General features: G+C 43.2%; 18 protein-coding genes and 1 pseudogene. 6 read left to right on the top strand and 13 right to left on the bottom strand.

Annotated features, from left to right (window positions below; all coding sequences use genetic code 11):
• Positions 1–6: 6 nt before the first annotated feature.
• Positions 7–561 (bottom strand): GNAT family N-acetyltransferase, encoded by a 555-nt coding sequence (locus ACXADE_RS05290; RefSeq protein WP_474979447.1) that lies wholly within the window; start codon positions 559–561, stop codon positions 7–9.
• Between the two features lie 24 nt (positions 562–585).
• Positions 586–858 carry a hypothetical protein gene (locus ACXADE_RS05285; RefSeq protein ID WP_474979446.1) on the bottom strand — a complete coding sequence of 91 codons (273 nt, stop codon included), beginning with the start codon at positions 856–858 and terminating at the stop codon, positions 586–588.
• 328 nt (positions 859–1186) lie between these two features.
• Between ACXADE_RS05285 and ACXADE_RS05280 the strand changes: the two are divergent.
• Positions 1187–2057 (top strand): annotated as a pseudogene (locus ACXADE_RS05280) (DMT family transporter).
• Positions 2058–2104: 47 nt separating this feature from the next.
• On the opposite strand, the gene abc-f reads toward ACXADE_RS05280, so the two are convergent.
• On the bottom strand, positions 2105–3685 hold the full coding sequence (gene abc-f, locus ACXADE_RS05275) for a ribosomal protection-like ABC-F family protein (RefSeq protein ID WP_474979445.1): 1581 nt from the start codon (positions 3683–3685) through the stop codon (positions 2105–2107).
• Between the two features lie 278 nt (positions 3686–3963).
• Between abc-f and ACXADE_RS05270 the strand changes: the two genes are divergently transcribed.
• Both ACXADE_RS05270 and ACXADE_RS05265 read left to right on the top strand, forming a co-directional pair.
• Positions 3964–4497, top strand: coding sequence for a dihydrofolate reductase family protein (locus ACXADE_RS05270; RefSeq protein ID WP_474979444.1), 534 nt, complete (start codon positions 3964–3966; stop codon positions 4495–4497).
• A complete protein-coding gene (locus ACXADE_RS05265; protein ID WP_474979443.1) occupies positions 4494–5123 on the top strand; it encodes a class I SAM-dependent methyltransferase in 630 nt (209 codons plus the stop codon). Before ACXADE_RS05270 ends, ACXADE_RS05265 begins: the two co-directional genes overlap by 4 nt.
• Before the next feature lie 8 nt (positions 5124–5131).
• On the opposite strand, the gene ACXADE_RS05260 is transcribed toward ACXADE_RS05265, so the two are convergent.
• The gene (locus ACXADE_RS05260; protein WP_474979442.1) at positions 5132–5311 is read right to left on the bottom strand and encodes a hypothetical protein; all 180 of its coding nucleotides are present in this window, start codon (positions 5309–5311) and stop codon (positions 5132–5134) included.
• A gap of 105 nt (positions 5312–5416) precedes the next feature.
• Here ACXADE_RS05260 and ACXADE_RS05255 point away from each other — a divergent pair, with 105 nt between their 5' ends.
• Positions 5417–6394, top strand: coding sequence for a S66 family peptidase (locus tag ACXADE_RS05255; RefSeq protein ID WP_474979441.1), 978 nt, complete (start codon positions 5417–5419; stop codon positions 6392–6394).
• A 41-nt stretch (positions 6395–6435) separates the two neighbouring features.
• On the opposite strand, the gene ACXADE_RS05250 is transcribed toward ACXADE_RS05255, so the two are convergent.
• Positions 6436–7188, bottom strand: a complete 753-nt coding sequence (locus ACXADE_RS05250) for a (S)-benzoin forming benzil reductase (protein WP_474979440.1) — start codon at positions 7186–7188, stop codon at positions 6436–6438.
• A 139-nt stretch (positions 7189–7327) separates the two neighbouring features.
• Between ACXADE_RS05250 and ACXADE_RS05245 the strand changes: the two genes are divergently transcribed.
• On the top strand, positions 7328–7963 hold the full coding sequence (locus ACXADE_RS05245; protein ID WP_474979439.1) for a YczE/YyaS/YitT family protein: 636 nt from the start codon (positions 7328–7330) through the stop codon (positions 7961–7963).
• A 20-nt stretch (positions 7964–7983) separates the two neighbouring features.
• Here ACXADE_RS05245 and ACXADE_RS05240 read toward each other — a convergent pair whose 3' ends face one another.
• The 8 genes from ACXADE_RS05240 to ACXADE_RS05205 all read right to left on the bottom strand — a co-directional run bounded on the left by ACXADE_RS05240 (position 7984) and on the right by ACXADE_RS05205 (position 16508).
• Entirely contained in the window at positions 7984–8421 is a 438-nt protein-coding gene (locus tag ACXADE_RS05240) for a hypothetical protein (protein ID WP_474979438.1), read from the bottom strand.
• A gap of 239 nt (positions 8422–8660) precedes the next feature.
• The gene (gene dat, locus ACXADE_RS05235; protein ID WP_474979437.1) at positions 8661–9551 is read right to left on the bottom strand and encodes a D-amino-acid transaminase; all 891 of its coding nucleotides are present in this window, start codon (positions 9549–9551) and stop codon (positions 8661–8663) included.
• A gap of 201 nt (positions 9552–9752) precedes the next feature.
• Positions 9753–10289, bottom strand: coding sequence for a hypothetical protein (locus ACXADE_RS05230; RefSeq protein ID WP_474979436.1), 537 nt, complete (start codon positions 10287–10289; stop codon positions 9753–9755).
• Positions 10290–11509: 1220 nt separating this feature from the next.
• Positions 11510–12922, bottom strand: coding sequence for a SpoVR family protein (locus tag ACXADE_RS05225; RefSeq protein WP_474979435.1), 1413 nt, complete (start codon positions 12920–12922; stop codon positions 11510–11512).
• An 84-nt stretch (positions 12923–13006) separates the two neighbouring features.
• The gene (locus ACXADE_RS05220; RefSeq protein ID WP_474979434.1) at positions 13007–13504 is read right to left on the bottom strand and encodes an N-acetyltransferase family protein; all 498 of its coding nucleotides are present in this window, start codon (positions 13502–13504) and stop codon (positions 13007–13009) included.
• Between the two features lie 149 nt (positions 13505–13653).
• On the bottom strand, positions 13654–15495 hold the full coding sequence (locus ACXADE_RS05215; RefSeq protein ID WP_474982199.1) for a YhgE/Pip family protein: 1842 nt from the start codon (positions 15493–15495) through the stop codon (positions 13654–13656).
• A complete protein-coding gene (locus tag ACXADE_RS05210; protein WP_474979433.1) occupies positions 15488–15862 on the bottom strand; it encodes a YhgE/Pip domain-containing protein in 375 nt (124 codons plus the stop codon). Before ACXADE_RS05210 ends, ACXADE_RS05215 begins: the two co-directional genes overlap by 8 nt.
• Positions 15863–15932: 70 nt before the next feature.
• The gene (locus ACXADE_RS05205) at positions 15933–16508 is read right to left on the bottom strand and encodes a TetR/AcrR family transcriptional regulator (protein ID WP_474979432.1); all 576 of its coding nucleotides are present in this window, start codon (positions 16506–16508) and stop codon (positions 15933–15935) included.
• 123 nt (positions 16509–16631) lie between these two features.
• On the opposite strand from ACXADE_RS05205, the gene ACXADE_RS05200 reads away from it, so the two are divergent.
• Complete coding sequence (locus ACXADE_RS05200; RefSeq protein ID WP_474979431.1) at positions 16632–17342, top strand: class I SAM-dependent methyltransferase; 711 nt, start codon at positions 16632–16634, stop codon at positions 17340–17342.
• Positions 17343–17355 lie beyond the last annotated feature (13 nt).

The raw sequence follows: 17355 nt of genomic DNA, 5'->3' as shown, positions 1-17355 counted from the left end.
CAAGGCTTAACGCCTTGCGCTTTTTTCTATCCATTCTTCACGTAGCATACTGTAAACAGATGAGTCCTGCCACTCTCCCTTGACTAGTAAATCTTTTCGGAGCGTGCCTTCTTTGATCATGCCGACTTTTTCGAGCACTCGAATCGACCCTTTGTTTTCCGGATTGGATATAGCTACTACCCTTTGTAGATCACAATAATTAAAACAATAACGAATCATTAAACGAACAGCTTCTGTAGCCAAGCCCCTTCCCCAACAATCCTGATGGATAATAAAACCAATTTCACCCACACCGTCCCAGTCTCTTATGTTCATCTCGATATTCCCGACCACTTTTTCTATTCTTTTGTCTACTATGGTAAAAACAAAACGGCTTCTGTACCTTTGTTTTCGATCGATGATTACTTGACGGACGAAAAAGAGACTGTCTTCTAACGTGTTCGGCCCCCAAGGCTGGTGCTTTACCGTCTCTTCATTTGAGGAATAAGGATGAAAGGCTGACCAGTCTTCGAATAAAACTTCCCGAAGATAAATTCGGTCATTTTCTTCAATCAACTCCACTCCACCACGTCCTATACTCTTTTCTTATAAAGAAGCTTTCAACTGATTCATCCAAGGAGTCGGGTCCTCTTTTACCATGTACGCACGAACACCTTTAATGGTATGAAGGTATAGCATCCCATAAGTCCCGGCAGAATCCTGATAGGATACATCATGAATACTATGAAGAGGAAATGATTCCTTTGGTGATACCACCATCGTTTCAAACAGCTCCAGGTTGGACTCATGTTCCAGGTAAAGCTGTTGATTATTTTCTATGACACGTGTTCTCTCAAATATACGTTGAGAACAAATCAATTTCCATCGCCCTTTCCTTCTCCTTAGCTACACCAAGTATAGCTCATTTTTTGGCCCGGTGCACATACGCCCCTGGGTTATGAGGAAAGCTAAGAAGATACTTAGCAGACCGTAACTAAAAGACCCTTCATGGATGGAGTAGCACCTTATTCTCATACACGCCTCTCCCTCATTCCACACCCTCTTTCCTCCATCAACAAACATTCTAACACCCGTTTTAAAATGCCCCCTGGATGGAAAGAGCTCGAGACTTTCTTTCCGTGGGTTTTTATATTAGGATGGTAAAGGTGTTTTTTTGCACAACCTAAGAACAACTGGAGGAACCTGTATGAGCAATCGAAATAAAGGAATTATACTTCTATTAATATCAGCATTCGGCTTTTCTATGATGGCCGCCTTAGTCAAATTGTCAGGAGACGTCCCCACGGTCCAGAAGACTCTCTTCCGTAATGTGGTTTCTGCCGTTATCGCTTTTGGTTTTGTGCTGTTTAACAAAGAGCGTCTGTTTGGTAAAAAGGAAAACCAGAAACTGCTCCTTTCACAATATGCCCTGGGGACAATCGGAATGGTGCTGTTTTTCTATGCCATTGACCATCTTGTCCTGTCAGATGCTGACATGCTCAATAAACTCAGTCCCTTTCTATTAATTATTTTCTCAGCTGTATTTTTGAAGGAACAAGCGCGACTCTATCAAATCATCGCAATCATTGTGGCGTTCATTGGTACTCTGTTTATCATAAAACCGGCATCTCTCTCTAGAATTCATCCCTTATCTTGCAGGGATTTTTTCTGCTGTATTCGCGGCCGGGGCCTATACGTTGCTCCGTGTTTTAGGAGATAAGGAAAAGTTTTATACCATCGTTTTCTATTTTTCCTTTTTCACGACGGTCACGCTGCTGCCGTTCACCATTGCTTTCTACGAGCCGATGAGTGTTAAACAATGGGTTTATCTGCTCTCTGCTGGTGCATTTGCGACATTAGGCCAATTCGGTTTGACGATCGCCTATAAATTCGCACCCGCAAGAGAAATATCTATCTTCTTTTATTCGACTGTCGTCTATTCGGCACTCATCAGTATCATCCTGTTCGATCAAATACCTGATATCCTTAGTGTCCTCGGCTATCTGACGATCTTCGGAGCATCCCTTTACATGTTCCTCAGAAATAACAAAGAAGCTAAGAAAGAAGAAACTTCCTAAAATCCAAGGAGGATCATAAAGAAAAGCGGCCCCAAGACCGCTTTTCTTTATGGGGTTTTCAACTGCTTCAGTTGTGATAGTACTTCTTGATAGGCAGCTTCCAATTGTTCAACATCATCCCCCGGCGCAGGCATGCTGAGTCGGCTGACAATTTCAGTTCGTTTCGTTTCCAACGTCATAAGGTCGTAACCTTCTTCTCCATGAGCAGGGGGGTTTTCAAGGTGGTCTACCCATTCCTTCCAGGTTCCATTGAAGGCGTTTAATTTTGCCCCTTCGATGATCCATAATTGGTCCGCCGTCTTCTCAATGAATGTCCGATCATGGGATACGTAAAGGATCGTACCGGGAAAATCACAGATTAACTGTTCTAATGCCTCGATCGCGTCTATGTCCAAGTGGTTCGTCGGTTCATCCATCAAAAGCAGGCCTGCTCCACTGGCTATCAGCTTGGCAAGGGCAAGTTTCACACGCTCCCCTCCGCTCAAGTACCCGACATATTTATTCATATCTTCTTTATAAAATCGTAAACGGGCAAGGATAATCCGAATGGTTGTTTCAGAAAGAGAACTCTCTTCACCTGCATACTCAAAGACCGTCTTGTCTTCCGGCATATCTTCTAGAGTCTGATGGAAATACCCGATTTCCACTCCTGGTGCCAGCCATTCCTCAGACTTCAACAACTGTCTGATCAACGTTGATTTCCCAGACCCGTTTCCACCAATCAATGCTGTTTTCAACCCATTACGAAGAGTCAAATCAGGAATGGTAAAAAGGTGTTTAGATCCCGCTAGAACTTTAGATTCTTTCACGTTTCCAATCACCTTTTGATGAACATGGTCCATCTGATTGAATTCCATACACACCTGATCCCATTCTTTCGGCTTTTCAACTTTCTCCAGGCGATTGAGACGGTGTTCCAGTGTTTTACTCACACGTTCCACTTTCTTCTGATGGGCAGCAGCTTTATTTTTGCCCAGTCTCCTTTCCGAGTTGCCCATCCTCTTCGGAGGTTTTCTCATCCCTTTGGACTGGTCTTTTTTCTGGCGGATTCTACCTTCGATTCGTTTCTTTTTATTCTGATAGTGCTCATGCTTTTCGTATGCTTGATGTCGTTCCAGTGATTTTTGCGATTCATAGAAATCGTAATCCCCTTGAAACTCCTTAATCTCTCCATCTTCCAGCTCCCAAATCTTATTACAGCAACGATTGAGCAACATCCGGTCATGCGACACCATCACATATGAATAAGGATGATCAGAAAGTCTCTCTTCCACCTTTTCTATGTGCTCTGTATCCAAATTGTTGGTCGGCTCGTCCAGGAATAACAACGAATGGTTTTGTTTCAGCAAATCATCCATCCTGGCCAATGTTTTTTCTCCACCACTCAAAGGGGAAACTCTCCACTCTCCTTCGTTTAACTGTTTCAACCAACCATAGGAAACATGCCATTCAACACCGGGTGTCACATCGAGTTCGCCAAGTAAATATTGAAGAAGGAGGCTTTTCCCGACGCCATTCCTTCCTACTAATCCGATCCGGTCCCCTTCATGGATTTTCAATTCCTTGATGCCGAGAATTTTCCTGGCTCCGATCTGATAATGTATATCCCTAGCACGCATATGCAACATAAATAAACCTCCCTGACCGTTCCAGAGAGGTTTGAAGCCTTGTATCACTGCATAAAAACATACCAGGCCCTTTAATAAAGGCGACGTTAATAGCAATCATACCCTTTTATAAAAAAGGACAGACCAATCCTGCATCTGGAACGAGTGTAATCGATTATTCTCGTTTAGCAACAGGATTAGTACTTCATTGCTTTCAACGTCAGTCCCTTCTTTTTTTGTTACGTTTATTATATGATGAAATGGCTTGGAAAAACAAGGCATAGAATGGAGGAAATCTTATGGGAAAAGTCGTATTGTTTATCGCAACAAGCCTCGAAGGATATATTGCAAGAGAAGATGGAAGCATTGATTGGTTGTGGGACGACTCAGAAGAGGATTATGGATTTGAAGAATTCTTTCAAACGGTCGATACTGTTTTCTTAGGAAGAAAAACGTATGATCATATTTTCGAATTAACGGACGAATTCCCTTACAAAATGAAAGATGTTTATGTCGTTAGCAATCTCCGTGAAGGACATGATGACTATTCCACTTATATTCAGCCGGAACAGGCTGCTCCTCTCGTAAACATGCTGAAGGATGATCAAAATAAGACGATCTGGATTGTTGGCGGGGCGCATCTCATCCATTCCTTCATATCCGCAGGGTTGATTGACGAATATCGTCTTTTCATACAACCCACATTAATCGGCAAGGGACTTCCGCTTTTCCAAAAACATGACCAGGAAGCAGATCTCCAGCTTAAAGAAACAAAAGCCTACGAAGATGGGATGCTCTCAATCGTTTATGAATCAAAGGATAACAGCAAATGATCCCAAAGACATTAAAAGACCAACTCACAGAGGCCTACGACCGGGAATCTACCCGTCGGAATCAAACCCCCATCCAAGATTGGAAAATTCGTGAACGGAAAGATTTTCTTCAATTATTATTAAAGGAAAATAAACAGACGATGCTTGAAATCGGAGCGGGTACTGGAAAAGACAGTCTGTTCTTTTCGCAAAACAGCTTACGCGTACACGCCACAGATCTATCCGGCGAAATGGTACAAAAATGTCGAAGCAAAGGATTAAAGGCAGACATCATGAGCTTCGATAATCTCCAGTTCCAGGCTGAAACCTTTGATTCCATATGGGCATTGAACTGCCTCCTCCATGTTCCTAAAGAACATTTACCCGGGATCTTACAAGGAATCCAAAGCGTTTTAAAAACGAATGGTCTGTTTTATCTAGGGGTGTACGGAGGCATCAGTCATGAAGGTATATGGCAGAAGGACTTCCATACTCCTAAGCGGTACTTTTCTTTTTATGAAGACAACGTTCTAAAAGAGGTCTTATCTCCATATTTCAAGATTGAAGCCTTTCATAAAATACCGATGCAAGAACAGGGGGATGGCCCGCCCCATTTCCAAGGGGTTATCCTAAGGAAAACGGAGTAAAGAGGCATTTATTCACCACCACCGTCTCCTCCACCATCGGAATCGTAATGGTGGAACCCTTGATGCCACGCTGCTGGTTCTTCATTCTTTGAAGAAATCGTACGGCTGGTTGTTGACGGACCCGCTATTCTGAAAACAAGGACAAACACGACAATTACAATAACAAGGCCTGCGATCGTCGAAAACATAAAATCCCCCCTTTATCTATACATACGTGAACATAGGGCAAATAAGCATAAGCCGCATACAACCGGGTGGATTTTAAATTCCAGTAAGAAATAGGAGAGAATTTTATGATTCCTGCAAAACTAAATAAGGGGGATGAAATCCGTGTCATCTCGCCTGCAAGAAGCCTTGCAATTGTAGCTCCTGAACAGCAGAGGCTTTCTATAGACCGTTTAAAACAGTCAGGATTTAACGTTACATTCAGCAGGTATGCCGGTGAAGATGCCCCTACTCTTTCTAACCCTGTTAACCACCGGGTGGATGATCTTCACGAAGCATTTTCTGATTCGAAGGTTAAAGCGATTCTTACTACTCTGGGCGGGTATGACAGCAACCAATTATTGAATCACCTGGATTTTGATTTAATGGAAAGGAATCCGAAAATTTTTTGTGGGTATTCAGATATCACCGTCCTGGCAAACGCGATCTATCATAAAACAGGTTTAGTCACTTACAGTGGTCCGCATTTTTCTTCATTCGGAATGGAGCTTGGAATGACATATACTTTCGATCACTTCCTGAAAGTGTTGACGGAATCAGAGCCCTATTCCATCTTCCCTGCTGAGTCCTGGAGCGATGACCATTGGTATTTAAATCAAGCAGACCGGACATTTTATAATAACTCCGGATATGAGGTGTTACATGATGGTGTTTCTGAAGGAAAAGTCATCGGTGGTAACTTATGTACGTTGAATTTATTACAGGGAACTGAATTCATGCCTGCCCTGGAAGATACAATCCTCTTCCTCGAAGACGACTTACTTTCCGATCCGTTCACATTCGACCGTAATTTACAATCTTTAATCCATCAACCTGGCTTCAATAGAGTAAAAGGAATCGTCATCGGTCGTTTCCAAATAGGATCCAACATGGAAGAAGGAACATTAAAACAAATCCTAAGGTCAAAAAGGGAACTTGAGGATTTGCCGATTATTTACAATGCCAGTTTCGGGCACACCACTCCGATTTTCACTTTTCCTATTGGTGGTCGGGCGAGAATTGAGGCGTCCCATCATACATCTAAGATCACACTACTGGAGTATTAAAAAGGAGCTCTCTGCATACCAGGAAGCTCCTTTCTACTGCTTTAAACTAAATCATAAAGTTTATATACGTTTCCGTTTTCAATTTTTCCAGGGGCTGCTAAAAGATCCATTAAGACCCCGGCTACTTCATCAGGTGAACGCAGTTCGTCATTCTCCTTCAGTTTTCTGAATTTCTCAACATCTGCAAAGGCGTCTTCACTGGAGGATCGTATTTCACCTTGCATCTCTGTGTCAATCACTCCTGGGCTGTAAGCCAGAATGGTATGTCCTTTCCCTTCTTGTTCCAATGCCAGAGTTTTGGTGAAACGGTTGATGGCAGCTTTGGAACTGCTATACGTACTCCAACCATGGATGGTTTTTTCTGCAGCCCCGGAAGTTATATTGATGATTCCAAGCGAAATACTTTTTTCATTGGCAACCTGCACGAAACGATTGACCAATAGGATCGGAGCCGTTACATTGACCTGCATATGCTTCTGGATCGCACTTGCATTCAGGTCTCCCACTGTTCCAATAGGGTCGACAACTCCTGCATTATTGACGAGATATACGTAATGAGTTTTCTCATGAAATACAAGGTCGACGATCTGATCAAGGCCAGCCTGCAAATGATCCATGTCTGACAAGTCACAGCTCACATGATGATAGGCCACTCCATGTTCATCAGCCACCTTTTTCAAATCATCATTTCCAGAGCGTGAGACCCCGATTACATTGACGTTCTTAATCATAAACTGCCGGGCGATCGCTTCACCCAAACCACGGGAAGCTCCGGTTACAATAGCATATTGCATGGGACACATCCTTTCTCCTATTCTTTTTCATGGCATTCCCTTTGATCCTAAGGATAAACACTCCGTGCTAAACTTTACATCCCTCTAGCCAGACGATATGATTAACGGAGCACAAGTGGACAGATAAAGGAGTCTGCCTATGAGATATTTATTTTTATTTATCATCTATTCAGCAGGGCTTGTCGTTTCCAGTCTCGGTCTTGCTCTAATAATAAAATCAGGTTTAGGGGTTGGACCCGGGGACAGTATTGCTGTCGGTTTGTCGATGCATTTTCCAGTAACCGTTGGAAGTGTGATGATTGCTGCTTTTATCATTCTTTTGCTGGTGAATGCCAAATTAGAAAAAAAGCGGCCTCAATTTGAATCCTTGATTCCCATCATCATTCGCGGAAGAACGCTCGATATCTTTCTTTACGGTCTCCTTGAGAATATGGAATATGAAGCCTGGTGGGCCCAGTGGGGTATTTTCTCCCTCGGCCTTTTAGCCACAGCTGTTGGTATTTCTGTTTACTTACGCACCCCGTTTCCACGGATTCCACTGGATCATTTCATGATGATCATGAATGAAAAAACCAATCAATCCAAGAGTACCGTTCGGATTTTTTCAGAATCGGGGATGGCTTTCATCGGATTCCTTCTGGGAGCGCCCGTCGGATTCGGAACATTGATCGTCGCCTTACTGCTTGGACCACTCATCCAATGGACGTTCCGATGGGCTCGGCCTATTGCGGTCCTTTGGACAGAACCCAGAAAGAAAATGACTCAAAAAGCGTGATGCTGCCATCACGCTTTTTTCTACTCCTCGAAGGAAAGTTTCGTTACGCCGGTCTCTTCAAGCTTACGACCGATCTCTTCTTCAATGGTCAGACGCTGCTCCATTTGCTCCTCGGAAAGTTTTCCATCAATCGGGCCATACCGTTGGTTCATTTCTTTCTCTGCCAGTTTTTCGACAAGCTTGTCCCAGAAACTAAACTCATCATATTCCTCGACATGTGTATCCAACAGTTTCGATTCATAGTCTACATCAAGATCGTGGACACCGATTTGTTCCTGATAAGACACCTTATCCTCAAGGTTTGCTTCTTTATATTTCGATAATACAAGTTCCCTCACATCTTCGAACTCTTCATCCAGTTCCATCTTGGTTGAATTGACCATCCATGTACCAAGAAAGACCATCTCCACCAGCGTTTCATATTGTTTTTTCGACAATTCCAATTTGATATTACTCATTTCACACCGCTCCTTTCCTCTTTTCCCTAGCATTATAGCATACCCATTCCGCCCCGTTGTTGATCCCGCTTTCTCATTCCCCCTTACCCTTTCTGGTACCCGGTACGGGAACGTGGTTTCTGCACTCTATTGGGTACCAGGTACCGGACAGAGTTTCTGCAGTGCCAGGTTTGATGCTCACGCTTTCACATGAGAGCTCATAAAAAAACCGGTGGGCTGTGGGCCACCGGTTTACCTTGTTATTCACCTGCCATCTGGCCGGTGAAGATTGAATCTTCCTCCAGTATACGAGCATCTTCTTCATAGCATTTCTGCAGTTTCCGGGTAACAGGACCAGGCTGACCGTCTCCGATCGTCTGTCCATCTACTTTCAGAATCGGCATCACTTCTGAGGTACTGCTGGATAAAAACAGTTCATCCGCATACGCCAAGTCCTCCAATTGAAACGCTTCTTCGATGAATTCGATCTTTTCCCGCTGACAAAAAGCTTCCACCCTCATTCTGACACACCCATGAAGAATGTTCTTCTTAGCCGGATGGGTATACACTTTTCCGTGTCTTACGAAATAAACGTTTGAAGAGCTGCATTCCGTTACTTCTCCATTTTTATGGAGAATCGCTTCATAACTCCCCTTCTCTTTAGCCGTCTGTTTAGCGAGCACGTTCGGAAGCAGGTTCAAGCTTTTGATATAGCACCAATCCCAGCGAACATCCTCCTGTGTGATGACACTGACGCCTTCGCGCAGGAATGAATGAGGGCGTCCCAGATCTTTTACATATGCATATAAATTAGCTTTCGTTTCATCTGGAAAAACGTGATCCCTCGGTGCTGATCCTCTCGTAATCTGCATGTACACTTTAGCATCCCCGTGTATGCTGTTTTTCTTAAGCAGTTCATCCAACTGCTCATACATGTCTTCTTTTTTATAAGGAACTTCGATTTTTACAGCAGCCGCTGAACGGTAAAGACGGTCAATATGTTCATCGATTAAATAATACGTGCCATTATATACTCGGATAACTTCATAAACGCCATCACCAAATTGCAGGCCACGTTCCTCGAAAGGATATTTTAATGAGTCTTGTTTTACGAAATCATCTTCTGTCAAAATATAATCGTGAATCGTCATCATTTTTCCTCCTCAAGTCATCTCTGCGTTTAACGAATAGTTTATCAGAAAAAAGCCCCTGAATGGACCCTGAGATGAAAAAGTTTTTTCTGAAGACCTAGGAAATCGAAAAAAATAAGCCTAGACGGGTGTCTAAGCTCTATGTCCTTCAACGAATGTTACCTGCGTTCATTGATATTATCTTATGCTGTTGTCAATGGTTCATTCCACCTCAACCGTGGTTTCCAGCCAAGCGTGTTCGTATGGAACTCCTTTTCCCCCACGATCAACCAGAGGATAGAAAGATAAATCGAGTTCTTTCAGATCCTTGTCATAATGAAAATCATCAAATTGGATAAAACGGAAGGTCGTGAACGTTCCTTCTTCGGTCCCGATGGTGAAACCATTGTAAGTAGTACCATTCGAATCAACAGCTTTCACGAGAAACTCAATGTGCCCTCCTTCCTTCAACCACTCTTCTTCCTTATTCTTCATGAGAGGGTTACCATCTTTATACCACATTCCGAGATACAGTCCTTTGGCGTCATTTCGACTGTATAATTTGGTCAAGTGGATATTCGTTTCGGAAATTTCCTGAGCAGAAACAGAAATGGGCTCCGGGTGTTGTTTCGGCTCATCCACCATAGGATACGTTTGATCGTCTTTCAGAGCATTAACTTCTTTATTGTCTAAATAAAAGAAAACCGCAGTAATTAAGACAGCCAATAAACCAAAGACGGCCATTCGAACTTTTTTCATCCATCTCACCTCTTCAGGAAAGGTAAATATTAAAGGTATTATATCAAATCCCCCCCTCATTCTTTGTCAAAAGAAAGCAGCAGTTTTGTCGATATTTAATGACTTTCTCATTCTTTTAATACAATGACTCTGTTAAAGTTTAGTGTTGATATTACTGCAAAAAGGAACTCCCAATTTTATGGAAATTCCTTTTTATATTTTGGCTTATTCAACGAAAGCTCCCGTTTGTGGAAGACTCAGCTTCGAGATGTTTGTGTGATTCTAGGGGCTCCGGGAAAAGGTTCGCTTTCCATGGGGCGGGCGGTGGGTGAGCCTCCTCAGGCTACGCCTTCCGGGGTCTCACCTGTCCCACACGTCCCATAGGAGTCTCACCGTTTCCCTCCGCCCCCTTTCCCTTATAAGTGTCTCGAAGCCACTTTAAAAAGGGTGAGCTTGAATGGTTGAGGTTCGAACATCTGTATGGATTCGTAAGTTTCCAATTCTTCTCCCCTAGACGGGCAGATCATACGTAGTATCAAGCATTTGCGTATGCTAAACGTTCATGGGGTAGAGATGATATCATTCCCTTCTCTTACCCATACAAGCTGATTTTTTAAGTAGTGGTTTCGAGAGACTTATATGGCAAAGGGGCGGAGGGGAATGGCGAGACTCCTACCTTAAGTGTGCAGGCGCCTCGTTCAGCGGCGTATGGACTGGACTGAGCTGGAGGAGATAAAGGAAACACGAAGAACGAAGAGATTCGATGTTGACTTATCGTACAGAAGCGAGGGAAGTCTCACTAGCCGCTAGGCGCAGAAATCGGATATCTACGAGGAAAAAAGTGCTTGGTGAGACCCCGCAAGGCGTTAGCCTAAGGAGGCTCACCGCGCTCCCGCGGAAAGCGAGTCATTCCCCGCAGCCCCTATCCACTACACAGAAGTCTCGAAATCAAGTCTTCAACAATCCTGCCATTTAGCTTAAGACTCCGTTTCGAAATCATAATCCAACAAGATTCAATGGTTGGATCGTGCAAGTAGATCATCTAAAGGTTTCGACATTTGGAAATAAATTCTCTTTTACCATCCCATCATTCATTGTCACTTCCATCCGTTGCTGCAATATCAACACTGAACTTAAACAGAGCCAATACAATAAACCATGAGGGGAGAAGAGAAGGATTCTATCTCTTTACTCATTACCTTCAAATAAAAAACTGCTCTAAAAAAAGAGCAGTTTTTTTATTATAAGTATTTCTTTTGTACTTTTTTCCCACCATAGCTGAACACGACATCCCGGCCTTCAACTTTCGTCTCGATATGGACATTCCGTCCCCAGAGCTGATAAACATAGGGGAGGGTCTTTTCTAAATAACTGACATCCAGTTCTACCTCTTCGTAATGGTGCTTCAGATATAATTCGCCACTCCTCACATAATCTCCATCCTGGACGGTGATGTATGGAAAACCGCCATTCACCCTCATGGTAACGAGCTGATCTCGGACCGCTTCATGATCTTTATCGGTAATTTTGTATTTCTGCCCTTGTTTTTGGAAAAGGTACAGATCTTCCCTGCGCACAAGCTCCTTCGTTAAATAGTTCCGAATGAAGCTCTGATCCGACTCTATTTCCCTTACCTCAAACATTTTCTCCCTTCCAGTACCAGGCTCAATCCCATGCTTTTTCATTTCTTCTGTAGGATTGTCATAACGCTCTTCAATGTCCTCAAATATTTTCAATCCCAAATAATAAGGGTTCAACTGGGTCTTGCTCGGCTGAACAACACTTGCATTCAGTTTGGCAAACTCGATCGATTCATCACTGGTCAAATCCATCTCCCGCAAAATGCGGGCATGCCAATAGGACGCCCATCCTTCATTCATAATCTTTGTTTCTAATTGCGGCCAGAAATACAGCATCTCTTCCCGCATCATCGTCAAAATGTCCCTCTGCCAATCTTCCAGTTCGCGGCTGTATTGTTCAATGAACAATAACAGGTCCTTTTCCGGTCGGGGAGGGAACTTCCTTTTTTTCCTGAATGTCGGTTGGTCCTCTGAGGAAGAAGATTCGTCCATTTTCCAAAGATCATCATATTCTGTTAAAAGTGGTTTTTCTGCACTCTCTTCTTCATCGGCGGACCAGGCAAGCTTCGGCCGGACGAGGGAAGGATCTATGTGTTCCTGAATCGCCAGAACAGCGTCTAAAAAGGATTCGACCTCCTGCTTGCCATACTTCCTATCGTAAGCAGCGATTCGATCTGCCGTGGCGGCCATACTTTCTACCATGTCTCGTTTCGTATTTTGGAAACGGGCATTGTTCTTGAAGAAATCACAGTGCGCCAGGACATGAGCGACAATCAGTTTGTTTTGAATCAGACTGTTGGAATTCAATAGAAAGGCATAACATGGATTCGAGTTGATAACGAGTTCATAAATTTTACTCAAACCCAAATCATATTGAAGCTTCATTTTGTAATATTGCTTTCCAAAACTCCAATGGGAGAAGCGTGTTGGCATCCCGTACGCTCCGAATGTATAAATAATATCATCAGGACAGACTTCGTAACGCATTGGATAGAAATCAAGCCCGAATCCCTTAGCGATTTCAGTGATTTCCCTGATCGCATATTCGAGCTTCTTTTGGTCATCTGGTCTCAAAGATGCCCCCTCCTTCAAATTCGCTTACCTTACTATATGAAAGTAGAAGAGCGAACATGAAGGTTCAAAACATCTTCTTGTCCCCTATACGAGAATGCGTGCCATCATGAATTCATCCACAGGCTTTCCATCAACGATAAGCGATCGTTTCTTTACCCCTTCTTTTTCAAACCCCATTCGTTCATAAAAGTTGACTGCGCGCAGGTTATGAACCATAACGCTCAATTCAAGCCTTTCGACGCCCTGTTCGTAAGACCAGTCCAATAAAGATTGGAAGAGGTCTTTAGAAACACCTGTTCCATGGTATTCTTTTAAAACCCCTGTAATCACGCCTGCCACATGTCTGTTTCTCGGAGCCCCACCTCCAAAAACCGTTGCATGGCCGTTAAGTACACCTTCCGCCTCTGATAATAATAGGACCGAATTGCTTTGTCCTCTTATATTTTCAATCATCGTTTCGACCTTCACCACGGAAGTTGATCGTTCCCCTCTTCCAAAGAGGAGAAAATCAGACTCCCCTTCAAGCTTTTCAATGAGATTCCGGTAAGCTCCTCCATCCTTAACCTCTGCTATTCTAATCATCCCACCCCTCCTTCTATTCGATTATTGTATCAGAAAGTAATGATTCATTTTCCAAAAGCCTCGGAATAGAACATACACTCTATGAGAAGGAGTAAAAAACATCCCATCCTAAAGAAATCAAAAAAAAGAGAGCAGCTGCTCTCTTTTTTTCAGGCGGCATGTTCTAACCCTTTTTTAGAATCTTTCCTTTTTTTCATGACGAAATAAGTCATCGTCACTAACGATACCCCCACTATGAAGCCACTTAAAATCGTCGCATTGTGCCACATGAATGTGAAATCACCACTAGATACGATGGACTTGAAGCCAGCCACCGAATATGTCATGGGCAGCAACGGATTGAACCATTGCAAAGGTTCTGGGATTAGTTCTATCGGGAACGTACCGGCACTTGTCGTCAATTGAAGGATTAACACCAGAATAGCGACGAATCTTCCGGGATCACCGAGCAACGTCACTAACATTTGGACAAGAGCCATGAATGTAAGACTCGTAAGAATACTGAAACCATAGAAATACCACACGTTTGCAACTTCAAGGTTCAGCCCATATAAAATCACACTGGCTGCTATGACGGCTTGAACAGTACCCGCTACAAACAACACTCCGAATTTCGAGAGAAACCATCCATATCCGGTTACCGGGGTACCGAATGATTCTCTTACAGGGTAAACGATAGTAATGAGAAGCGCTCCGACAAACAACCCTAAAGATAAGAAATAAGGCGTAAAGCCTGTACCATAATTCGGTACATGGTTCATGGATTCTTTATCTACTCCTACAGGAGCCCCCATCATTTCTCCTGTTTCTTCGTCCGCCTGCACTTCACTGGCTTTCTGTGAAGCGGATGTAAGATTTGATTCAAATTCCTCGGTTCCTGAACTCAATTCATCTGTCCCTGCAGATAAATCACCGGCTCCATTTTGGAGTTGTCTGGATCCAGAAGCCAATTGATTGGATCCATCAAAAATTCGACTAGCCCCTTGATTGACTTTAGATGCCCCTGAAGCAAGTTCTCCTGCTCCTGCTTCTGCATTTGAAAGTTCTGTTGAAAATTCATGCATGGAATTCAACAATTTGGCATGCCCGTCAGAAAGCTCAGATGCTCCAGCATAAAGATGGTTAGTACCTTCTACCAGGGATACAGACCCTTTATGCAGTTGCTCCTGTGCTCCCACAAGCTCTTCCACTTTCCCAGCCAATGGCCCTGTCTGATCTACAACTTTCCCTGTACCAGCTGCAACGTTAGAAGCTCCTTGAGCAAGGGAAGCTGTCGCAGATTCCATGGTTTCCATTTGCTGTTTAAACACTTGTTGTTGTTCCTCAGGCAAATTCTCCATTATTGGAAGCCATTTTTCTTTCATTTGGGTCAGACGATCATTTAATTGATGAGCATTGGCAGAAAGCTGTTCCGCTCCACTATCCAAGCCAACCATGCTTTCATGAAGTGTGGCAGCACCATCTTTCAAAGGAGCCGTTTTCTCAACCATTGAAGAAAGACCGGATTTTAAAGATTCTGCTCCAGCTTTGGATTGGGCAATTCCTTCCTCCAAATCGGTCGTACCACCAGCCGCTTGAGCTGTTCCCTCTTCGATCTGAGAAAATCCTTCCTGTAATTTCCCTAAGCCATTGCGTAAATCAATAGAACCGGAAGCAAGGTCAGACGCACCGTTTCTCAAGGTTTGTGTACCGCTTGCTAGTTCCAGTTGTTTCTCAGTGAAAGTTTGAAGGTTTTCTTCCAGTTCTTTTGCTCCCTGATCGATCTCATTGGCACCAGCCCCAAGACTTCCAGCTTTTTCACTCGCTTCAGCTAAACCATCCTGCAATTCACTGAACTGCTCAAACATAGCATTCGCATAGGTTTCCGTCATTTCGCTCGATAATTTAGCTTTCATCTTTTCTGAAGCCGATTCCCCAATTTGAGCGGATAAGAAGTTGAAACCTTCATTCGGCACGTACTTCAATTGTAGTGGTTGTGGAGTATCATCCATCACCGTAGTCGCATCTCTCAGAAAAATGGTCTGGAATTTCTACAAGCATGTAATAGTCCTGCTTTTCTAACCCCTCATAACCTTTTTCTGCTGACACTATATGGTATTCGAAGTCTCCACTACTCTCCAGCTGGTCGACAAATTCATTCCCTACTTCCAAAGGTTCTCCGTTGAATTCTGAACCTTCATCAAGATTGACGACCGCTACAGGCAGTTGATCCATACTGTCATACGGATTCCAAAACGCCCATAAAAACATGGCGCTGTAAATCAACGGAATGAGTAAAACTGCCAGAAAAGGCACAAGGACCTTTTTATTCTTCCCAATATGCTTCCATTCGGATAACCAAAGCTTCCAACCGTTCATTATTTCTACCTCCTAATAATAAATGACCAAAATGTCCATTTAGTCATATCTCTTTAAAAAAAGAGGACCATCAGTCAGGTGACAATCCTTTAAACACATAATCATCAAATAGATGCAGAATCTTCTCTTTGGTCAAAGGTTCATGACCTTCTTCCCAGTCGATAATCAATGCCATATATAATTTCAACATCATAAAAGCTGTGATTTCTGGATCGCATTCCCGAATGTCCCCTTCAGCAACAGCAGCTGTGATTTTCCCCTTCAGATAATCGAGTACTGACGTCTCTATACTCTGAAGAGCTTCTCTAACTGTCGCGGTTCCCATTTCACGCGCTTCATAGACAAGCTTTACCGTCAATTGATGACTTTTACGATATTGAAGGATTTCAACCAGTGCCAAGTGTACATTTTCTTTCAGCGAACGATGATCATCCATGACAGATTCTGCTTTTTTCTTCATTTCATGAAGGAGGTCTGCAATGATTTTCTGAAACAGCTCCTCTTTGTTCTGAAAAAAATTGTAGATCGTCCCTTTACCCACGTTCGCTGTTTTGGCGACTTGATCCATCGTGGTCGCTTTATAGCCGAACACCGAAAATGATTCACGTGCAGCTTCCAGAATCACTTCTTTCTTATCCATACTCATTCACCACCTGACCATTTGAACAATATAGTCACATTTCACATGGATGATTATACGCCTTTTTTGTAGAGATGCAACCTTTAACTAAAGTACAATGGAAGAAAACGTTAAAAAAGGAGATTGATGATGAAAAAAATCCTGGAATCTTACGAGCATTTATCTTCCCATTATGAATTCGAGGTCGATACAAAGTCTTATAATGCGCATTTGGAACGTCCTGCGATGCTTCAGCTTCTTCCCGACCTTGCAGGAAAGAAAGTGTTGGATGCAGGCTGTGCTGCAGGATGGTACGCCCACTATATGGCGGAGCAGGGAGCAGAAGTGACCGCTATCGATTTCACCCCTGCTATGATTGAAGCTGCCAGAAGAAGGACGGAAAATAGGAAGGTTCATGCTTTCGTACACGACTTGACGGCTCCTCTTCCATTTGACGATCATCACTTAGATCTCATCCTCAGCTCACTCACTCTGCATTACATCAAGGACTGGACCTCTGTTTTCAAGGAGTTTCATCGTGTCTTACGCCCAGGTGGGACGTTGCTTTTTTCTACCCACCATCCCTTTATGGACTATGCAAATTACGAAATCGATGATTATTATCGTTGCCACCGGATAGAAGATGTATGGAATGTTGGAGGAAAAAAAGTCCCCATGTCATTCTACAGACGTTCCCTCGAAGAAACCCTTATGACGGTGATGGAAAGATTTCATTTTGTCCAACTCAAAGAACCTAGACCAACAGCTGCTTTCAAAGACAGCCACCCGGAAGGATTCCATAAAGTATCGACCCAACCCAGTTTTATGATCATAAAAGCTGAAAAGCCAGGATCCTTATAAAAGGTCCTAGCTT

It is taken from the genome of Halobacillus sp. ABR2_026 (assembly GCF_056158545.1).
The sequence above is the reverse complement of the archived record's forward strand: the minus strand, read 5'-3'. Positions and strand labels throughout refer to the sequence as shown.